This is a genomic window from Anaerosporobacter sp., from assembly GCF_965301125.1.
In genome coordinates this window covers 698-3,004 of record NZ_CBDLAM010000300.1, presented here as the reverse complement: position 1 = coordinate 3,004, position 2,307 = coordinate 698, and the positions used below count along the sequence as shown (strand labels likewise).

Annotated in this window: 2 protein-coding genes; one reads left to right on the top strand and one right to left on the bottom strand. The window is 34.1% G+C overall.

The window, feature by feature from the left end:
- Positions 1-229: 229 nt before the first annotated feature.
- The gene (locus tag ACW2QF_RS19055) at positions 230-412 is read right to left on the bottom strand and encodes a hypothetical protein (protein ID WP_455717599.1); all 183 of its coding nucleotides are present in this window, start codon (positions 410-412) and stop codon (positions 230-232) included.
- 418 nt (positions 413-830) lie between these two features.
- Between ACW2QF_RS19055 and gpmI the strand changes: the two genes are divergently transcribed.
- Positions 831-2,307: 2,3-bisphosphoglycerate-independent phosphoglycerate mutase (gene gpmI, locus ACW2QF_RS19050; RefSeq protein ID WP_455717598.1), on the top strand; the 1,477-nt coding region annotated here is incomplete at its 3' end.

The following is a 2,307-nucleotide window of genomic DNA, read 5'->3' as shown; positions in this document are numbered from 1 at the left end:
TAATATAATTTATATTTTCATAAGTGGAGGTAATTCATTGAATTATGTGATTTTGGGTTTTCCAAGAATATATTGTAGAGGGACAAGTTGAGTTTGATTACGTTCTGTATTCAGGACCAGTTACAACTAGAAATGCAATCCGCTTACTGGAGATGAAAGAGTATGCTGGAAAGTTAATGGATTATGAAATGATATCATAATCCAAGAACTTATATGTAAAAAAACATAGTTATTTTCCTTTTTTGAATTTATCACGAAGTAAAGTAAGAATTAAGTCGACCATTCCCATTATTATGCCACCAACAATAGCCCAAAGGATGTCAATCTCTCTCCCTTTGAGTATATCAATAAAAATCAAGGCTAACATCGCACTAAATCCATAAAAAAAGGTTTTATTAAGAGTATCTTTCATTAAGTATTCCTCCCAAATCCATATTATTAGAATAAGTAAATTAGGTATTACAAAGAGTTTCATAATTGACTAAGCATAAGTATAAGTATACCATAAAATGGAGAAAAAACATTATAAGTGAATTAGAAATTATTAGTTCATATTGGGCAAAAAACAATTCATGAAATGCAATTCCATACTATATAGGTAGTTATGATAATTTTTTAACGTGACAAGGAATTACTATTGTGGTAAAATATAAATGATTTTGGGCTTTTAGCAGTAAGCTTAAATGTAAATAAAGCGAACTACGTATGGAAGCTCTATACGTTATTTACATAACTCTTATAGAGTGACCTAGCGTTAAGATACATGTTTGATGGAAAGAATCTTTCCTATCTCAAGCACAATACATTTCAAAGAAAAAGGAGCAAGTATCATGAGTAAAAAACCAACAGTTTTAATGATCTTAGATGGTTATGGATTAAATGACAAACAACAAGCAAATGCAATTGCAAATGCCAAGACTCCAGTTATGGACAAATTAATGACAGAATATCCTTGTGTAAAAGGTTATGCAAGTGGTTTAGCAGTAGGTCTTCCAGACGGACAAATGGGTAATTCAGAAGTTGGTCACCTTAACATGGGTGCCGGAAGAATTATATATCAAGAGTTAACAAGAATCACAAAAGAAATTGAAGATGGTGATTTCTTCAAAAACGAAGCCTTACTTGCAGCTATTGAAAATTGTAAGAAAAACAACGTAGCATTACACTTAATGGGACTTCTTTCAGATGGTGGAGTTCACAGCCATAATACACATTTATATGGTTTGCTAGAATTAGCAAAACAAAATGGTCTTGAAAATGTATATGTACATGCATTCTTAGATGGACGTGATACAGCTCCTACTTCAGGTAAAGGATTTGTAGAAGAGTTAGTTGCTAAGATGGAAGAAATCGGTGTTGGTAAAGTAGCATCTGTAAGTGGTCGTTACTATGCAATGGACCGTGATAATAGATGGGATCGTGTAGAGAAAGCATACAACGCACTTGTACTTGGAGAAGGTGAACATGCTGATTGTGCTATTTGTGCAGTACAAAACTCTTACGATAAAGGTGAAAACGATGAATTCGTATTACCTACAGTTGTTGGAAAAGATGGAGTAGCTACAGCTACAATTAAAGAAAATGATTCTGTAATCTTCTTTAACTTCAGACCTGACCGCGCAAGAGAGATGACTAGAGCATTCTGTGATGAAGCATTTGACGGATTTAACAGACAAAAGGGATTCTTAAAATTAACTTTTGTATGTTTCACAGAATACGATGTTACAATTCCTAACAAAATCATCGCTTTCAACAAAGTAGCTATTACAAATACATTTGGTGAATTCTTAGCTGCTAACAACATGACACAAGCAAGAATCGCTGAAACTGAAAAATATGCTCATGTTACTTTCTTCTTCAATGGTGGAGTAGAAGAACCAAACATAGGTGAAGACAGAATCCTTGTTAAATCACCTAAAGTAGCAACTTATGATTTACAGCCAGAGATGAGTGCTTTCGAAGTAGCTGACAAGTTAGTAGATGCAATCAAATCTGATAAATATGACGTAATCATCGTTAACTTTGCTAACCCAGATATGGTTGGACATACTGGTATCCAAGACGCAGCTGTGAAAGCAGTAGAAGCAGTTGATGAATGTGTTGGTAAGGCTTATGAAGCATTATTAAGCGTTGATGGACAAATGTTTATCTGTGCTGACCATGGTAATGTGGAACAATTATTGGATTATGAAACAGGAGCACCATTTACAGCTCATACAACGAATCCAGTTCCATTTATCTTAGTAAACTACAATAAAGAGTACACGTTAGCTGAGAATGGCTGTCTTGCCGACATCGCTCCTACAT